The sequence below is a fragment of the Aestuariivirga sp. genome (assembly GCF_041738905.1).
Classification (GTDB): domain Bacteria; phylum Pseudomonadota; class Alphaproteobacteria; order Rhizobiales; family Aestuariivirgaceae; genus Aestuariivirga.
This window is the reverse complement of record NZ_JBGSOZ010000116.1, coordinates 23,526-29,767: the sequence shown is the minus strand read 5'-3', so window position 1 is coordinate 29,767 and position 6,242 is coordinate 23,526. Positions and strand designations below refer to the sequence as shown.

At 65.4% G+C, this 6,242-nt stretch carries 4 protein-coding genes; 3 read left to right on the top strand and 1 reads right to left on the bottom strand.

Annotation, left to right across the window (positions count from 1 at the left end; genetic code table 11):
* From ACEW8Q_RS10655 to ACEW8Q_RS10645, 3 genes are all read left to right on the top strand, one after another.
* The coding region (locus tag ACEW8Q_RS10655) for a DUF58 domain-containing protein (RefSeq protein ID WP_373504037.1) at nt 1-842 on the top strand (842 nt) is incomplete at its 5' end.
* On the top strand, nt 839-3,631 hold the full coding sequence (locus tag ACEW8Q_RS10650) for a DUF4159 domain-containing protein (protein WP_373504036.1): 2,793 nt from the start codon (nt 839-841) through the stop codon (nt 3,629-3,631). The genes ACEW8Q_RS10655 and ACEW8Q_RS10650, both read left to right, overlap by 4 nt.
* The gene (locus ACEW8Q_RS10645) at nt 3,631-5,688 is read left to right on the top strand and encodes a hypothetical protein (RefSeq protein WP_373504035.1); all 2,058 of its coding nucleotides are present in this window, start codon (nt 3,631-3,633) and stop codon (nt 5,686-5,688) included. Before ACEW8Q_RS10650 ends, ACEW8Q_RS10645 begins: the two co-directional genes overlap by 1 nt.
* Here ACEW8Q_RS10645 and ACEW8Q_RS10640 read toward each other — a convergent pair.
* Nucleotides 5,629-6,192, bottom strand: coding sequence for a GNAT family N-acetyltransferase (locus ACEW8Q_RS10640; RefSeq protein WP_373504034.1), 564 nt, complete (start codon nt 6,190-6,192; stop codon nt 5,629-5,631). The two genes, ACEW8Q_RS10645 and ACEW8Q_RS10640, sit on opposite strands and share 60 nt — an antisense overlap.
* Between the last annotated feature and the right edge of the window lie 50 nt (nt 6,193-6,242).

Below are 6,242 nucleotides of genomic sequence, written 5' to 3'. Positions count from 1 at the left end.
CCGCGGCGCAGTCGCGCGTGCTGCCGCCTTTGCTGGTGGAAGCGGAGCGCATCGCCGCGACGGTGATTCTGGGTGACCACGGGCGCAAGCGCGCCGGCCCCGGCGAGAGCTTCTGGCAGTACCGCCCCTACAGTTTCGGCGATTCCACCCAGCGCATCGACTGGCACAAGTCCGCCCGTTCCGACCGCGTTTACATCCGTGAAAATGAATGGGAAGCCGCCAATACCCTTTGGGTCTGGGCCTCGCCCTCCGTATCGATGGATTTCAACTCGCATCTCTCGCAGATCACCAAGCGCGAGCGGGCGCAGGTCGTGGCGCTTGCCGCGGCATCTCTCGCGGTGCGCGCCCATGAGCGTGTCTCCGCCATCGGCTCGCCCTATGCGCCGGATCATTCGCGCAGCCAGCTGGTGAAGATTGCAAGCTGGTTTCTGAATGGCGAAGGTGAGGCCCTGCCCACCTTCACTCGAATGCCGCGCTTTTCCAGCGCGCTGCTGGTGAGCGATTTCTTCGATACACTCGGTGACATCACAAAAGCCATTACGCCGCTCGCTGCCGCCGGCATCAGCGGTCACCTCGTCCAGGTCGTTGACCCCGCCGAGGAAACCCTTCCCTATGCCGGACGCGTCGAGTTTCAGGAAATGGCGGGGCCATTGAAATTTCTCTCCGCCAAGACCGAGATGCTCCGTGACGCCTATGCCCAGAAGCTCGAAGCCCATCGCAATGCGCTGCGTGATCTCTGCCACCGCATCGGCTGGAGTTTTTCCATCCATCGCACCGATGAGGCCCCGACCCGCCTTTTGCTCAATCTTCATTCTTTGATTTCGGGCGAGGCCAGGCGATGAGCTTCTGGAGCGCGCTCAGCTTTACCACGCCATTGGCATTGGGCGCTTTGCTCCTGCTGCCCGTCATCTGGTGGCTGCTGCGATTCACGCCGCCCCGTCCTGAAACCGTCCGGTTTCCGCCGATCAAACTGCTGCTCGGCCTCGTCAACCGTGAGGAACAACCAGACAAGACGCCGTGGTGGCTGCTGCTGCTGCGGCTCGCCGTGGCAGCTCTTCTCATCCTCGGCGTGTCGCATCCGCTTTACGCACCTGGCCGCGTCGACACGCTCTCCCGCACGCCGCTTCTGCTCGTTGTCGACGATACCTGGGCCGGCGCGAAGGACTGGGACAAGCGCCGCCAGATCATGACCGAAATTCTCGACGGCGCTGCTTCTGCGGGCACGCCGGTGACGCTTGCCACTTCCACGCCGCAACTTCGTCCGCAGCCGCTGGAACCGCAGAGCGCCGCCGATGCCGCAACGCGTGCCGGAGCACTTGTTCCCCGCGCCATCGATCCCGACCGGGCCGAACTTCTCGCGGCATTGAAAACCAGGTTCTCGAATGCGGAAGCGCTTCGCGTCATCTGGCTCACCGACGGGATCGACGATGGCAGCGCGATGGATTTCGCCGCTGGCCTTGCGACGCTCGCCCGCAACGCCGCCAGCATCGAAGCGATTGTTCCGGAAACGTCGTCGTTGCCTTCCGCGCTGGCCATGCCGGGTTTTGATGGCGGGCGCATCAAGGTCACCGTGCTTCGTGCCACGGGAGGCCCTGAGCAAAGCCTGCGCGTCGCTGCCCGCGCCATGAACGGCCGCAGCTTCGGAGATACGGAAGTCAAATTCGCCAGCAGTGCCACCAAGGCTGAAGCTACCATCGAACTTCCGATCGAGCTCCGCAACGAAGTGGGCCGCATCGCCATCGAGGGCGAGCGCAACGCCGCCGCGACATTTCTGATGGATGACCGCTGGCGCCGCAAGACAGTCGGTCTGCAGTCAGGCTCATCCGCCGAGTCGTCGCAACCCTTGCTGTCGCCGCTGTACTATGTATCGCGCGCGCTGGAGCCCTTCGGCGAGATGAGCGAGCCTGCCGATGTCACGAGCCTCAAGGCTCTGCTCGACCAAGGCCTTTCGATGCTCGTGCTGGCGGATATTGGCGTGCTGCCGCAGGAACAGCAGGACCTGGTTTCGAAATGGGTTGAAGGCGGCGGCGTGCTGCTGCGTTTCGCAGGCCCGAGGCTGGCCGGCGCGCAGGATGGTCTTATTCCGGTAGCCCTCCGCGAGGGTGGTCGATCACTTGGCAGCGCCCTCAGTTGGGAGACGCCGCAAGGTCTTCAGGACTTCCCCGAGACGAGCCCTTTCGCAGGCCTCGCCCCGGATCCGACCGTCAAAGTCACACGGCAGGTGCTGGCCGAACCCGACGCCGACCTGCCGGGCAAGGTGTGGGCGACGCTGGAGGATGGAACGCCTCTCGTCACGGCGGCAAGGCGCGGCAAGGGCACCATTGTACTCTTCCACGTGACCGCCAATGCCGATTGGTCGAACCTCCCGATTTCCGGACTCTTCGTCGAGATGCTGCGGCGCGTGCTCGACATCGCACCCGCGGCAGGGGGAGGCGCAGCCGTGGCGCAGGCCTCGACCGACGCGCAAGCCTTCGTTCCCTGGCGCGCGCTTGACGGTTTTGGCGAGTTGGCAGACCCGTCGCCGGACGTGCAGCCCATTCCGGCATCAGCTATCGACAAGGCAACCGTCTCCGCAACAACGCCCGCCGGGCTTTATCGGCGCGGCCAGCAGGAGCGAGCGCTCAACATCACGCGCACCGGCGATGCGCTGAAACCCATCGCAGGACTTCCCCCCACCGTGACCATCCGGCCCCTGACTCCCATCCCCGCCCTGCCGCTGGCACCTTATGCCTTCGCGCTGGCCATGGTCCTTTTCCTCGCCGATTGCCTCGCCACCCTGTTCCTCGGCGGTGGCATAGGCCGCATGCGCCAGCGCCGTGCCGCCGCGGCTGCCGCGGTGGTGCTTGCACTGCTTTGGCCGATGCACGAGCCGGCACATGCTCAGACCACGGACGATTTCGCGCTCCAGAATGCCCTTCAGACGCGCTTTGCCTATGTGATCACCGGAGACGCGACGATCGACCAGATCAGCGAACAGGGCTTGAAGGGCTTGAGCGAGGTGTTGCGCGAGCGGACCTCGGTTGACGCCGGAGACCCCGCCGGCATCAACATCGAGCGCGACGACCTCGTGTTCTTTCCGTTGATCTACTGGCCGGTGCGGGCCGATGCGACGGTGCCTTCGGATGCCGCGCTCGCCCGCATGGACACGTTCATGAAGAATGGCGGCACGATCTTCTTCGACCTCCGCGAAGATGGCGCAGGTGCAGATGCGCTTTCGGGCGGGGCCACCGCAGCTTCTGACGCGCTTCGCCGCATGCTGGCAAAACTTGACATTCCGCCGCTTGAGCCGGTGCCCGAGGCCCATGTGCTGACCAAGAGCTTCTATCTTCTGGACCGCTTCCCCGGCCGCTACGACGGCGGCAACCTGTGGGTCGAGCGCAGCGACAGCGAGGGTGCTGCCACCGGCAACACCGATGGCGTCAGCTCCATCATCATCGGTTCCAACGACTATGCCGCAGCCTGGGCGCTCGATGACAATGGCGAGCCCATCTATGCCTCCGTGCCCGGCACCGACCGCCAGCGCGAATTCGCCTTCCGCACGGGCGTCAACGTCGTGATGTATGCGCTGACCGGCAACTACAAGGCCGACCAGGTGCATGTGCCAGCACTTCTCGAAAGGCTGGGCCAGTGATGGACTGGAGCATTTCGTTCAATCCCTTCTTGCCGTGGGCCATCGTGGTTGCGCTGGGCGCTGTGGGCCTGCTGCTGGTCGCACTCATGGCCTATGCCCGCACGCGTGGGCTTCTGCTCCGCGTCCTGTCGCTCGCTTTCCTCCTTGCGGCACTTGCAAACCCGACCATCCGCAGCGAAGAGCGCGAGCCATTGACCGACATCGCTGTCGCCGTCATCGACCGTTCGCTCAGCCAGGAAAACGGCGAGCGCATCGCCCGCACCAACGAGGCCGAGGCAGCACTGAAGCAGGCCGTGGCGCGCCTTCCCAATACCGAACTCCGCACCGTGGAAGTGCGCTCCGGCATCAGCGCCGATGACGACGGCACCCGCGCCTTCGATGCGCTGAACCGCGCGCTGGCCGACATACCGCCCGAGCGTTTCGCAGGCGCGCTGATGATCACCGACGGCCAGATCCACGACGTGCCAGCCGATCCGTCAAAGGCCAATCTCGGTGGCCCCGTCCATGGCCTCATCACCGGCTCGAAGTCCGAGCGCGACCGCAAGGTCGTCCTCGACAAGGCCCCGCGCTTCGGCATCGTCGGCAAGGAACAGACGATCGCCTTCCATGTCGAGGAGGTGAACGGCCCCGGAAACCCGGTGTCGGTATCGATCTCGGTGGGCCGCGGCGAGCCCATGGTCATCGAGGCCATTCCGGGGCAGTCCGTGGAAGTGACGGTACCCGTCGACCATGGCGGGCAGAACATCGTCGAGGTCGGCATTCCCCCGCTCGAAGGCGAGATCTCTGCCCAGAACAATCGCGCCGTGACCGTCATCGAGGGCGTGCGCGACAGGCTCCGCGTGCTGCTCGTCTCGGGCGAACCGCATCCGGGCGAGCGCACGTGGCGCAACCTGCTCAAGGCCGACGCCTCGGTCGATCTCGTTCACTTCACCATCCTGCGGCCGCCCGAGAAGCAGGACGGGACGCCGACCAAGGAACTGGCCCTCATCGCGTTTCCCACGCGCGAGCTCTTCGTCGACAAGCTCGACGAATTCGATCTCGTGATCTTCGACCGCTACCGCCGCCAGACCGTGCTGCCCGCCGTCTACATGAGCAACATCGCGCGCTATGTCGCCGATGGCGGCGCGGTGCTGATCGCGTCGGGACCGGACCTGGCGGAGCAAGACGGGCTCTATTACACGCCCCTCTCCGACATCATCGCCGCGGCCCCCACGGGACAGATTCTGGAAGGTGCGTTCAAGCCCATGCTCACCGAGCAGGGCCGCAAGCATCCGGTGACGCGTGAACTCCCCGGCTCCGCAGGCGAGACACCGAGCTGGGGCCGCTGGTTCCGCCTGGTCGATACCACCACGAGCACCGGCGATACCGTGATGTCGGGTCTCGATGGCAAGCCGCTCTTGGTGCTGTCGCGGGCCGGCCAGGGCCGCGTGGCGCAATTGCTGTCAGATCAAGGCTGGCTCTGGGCACGGGGCTTCGAGGGCGGCGGCCCGCAGACCGAACTGCTGCGCCGCATGGCGCACTGGCTGATGAAGGAACCTGACCTTGAAGAAGAAGCCCTGGAGGGAACGCAGGCTGGCGGCAATCTGGTGATCGAGCGCCGCACCATGGCCGACAAGGCCGACCCTGTGACGGTGACGCTGCCCTCCGGCAAGACCGAGACCATACCGCTCCGCGAGATTTCGCCCGGCCGGTTCCAGGGTTCGCTTCCGATCACCGAGGCCGGGCTTCATCGCCTGGGAGATGGCAAGCTCGATGCGGTGGCCGCTGCGGGCAGCGCCAATGCCCGCGAGATGTCCAGCCTTGTGGCCACGGCACAGGTTCTGGCTCCCGTCGCCGCCTCCACCGGCGGTTCGGTGCAATGGCTTGAAGACGGCATGCCGCAACTGGTGAAGGTCGCTCCGGGCCGTCAGACGGCGGGTTCCGGCTGGGTCGGCCTCAAGGCCAACGACGCGCACCGCGTGCTCGCCGTCTCCGACATTCCCCTCTTCGCGACGCTCCTAAGCCTCGGCGCGCTGCTTCTGGCCTTCTGTGCCATGTGGTACCGCGAAGGCCGCTGAAGCGGGCACATGAGCAAGCCCCGACACGCCTTCAAGCGCGCCGGGCTTCAGTTCGAAATAGAGAAACCGGTCGGGATTGACCGGACCGGGAAGGCTGATCACGCCTGGGGGCAGCTTCGCGAAGCCCACCCTCGCGTAATAGGGCTCGTCACCCACCAGCAGCACCAGGGCGTGGCCTTGCGCCTTTGCCCGCGTCAGCCCTTCGCGCATCAGCTTCAGGCCAATGCCGAGGCCCTGCCTGTTGGGATGGACGGCCAGAGGACCAAGCAGCAGTGCGGGATTATCTTTCTCACCGATGGCGAGCGGCCAGAAGCTGATGGTGCCGGCAAGGCCGACGCCCGGATCGCGCACCACGAGTGACAAGCCGGGAACGGCGGCGTTCCCCTCCCGCAGCCGGTAGGACGTCTTGGAATGACGATCGGAGCCGAAGCTCACGTCGAGCAGGTGCTCGATTGCATCATGGTCGGAGGAAAGCGTGTCGTCGCAGGCGATGGTGCTGCACATGGTGGTGGTCTCGATGAGATAGAAGCTTCAGAGGGGCTCCCGGAGGCCCC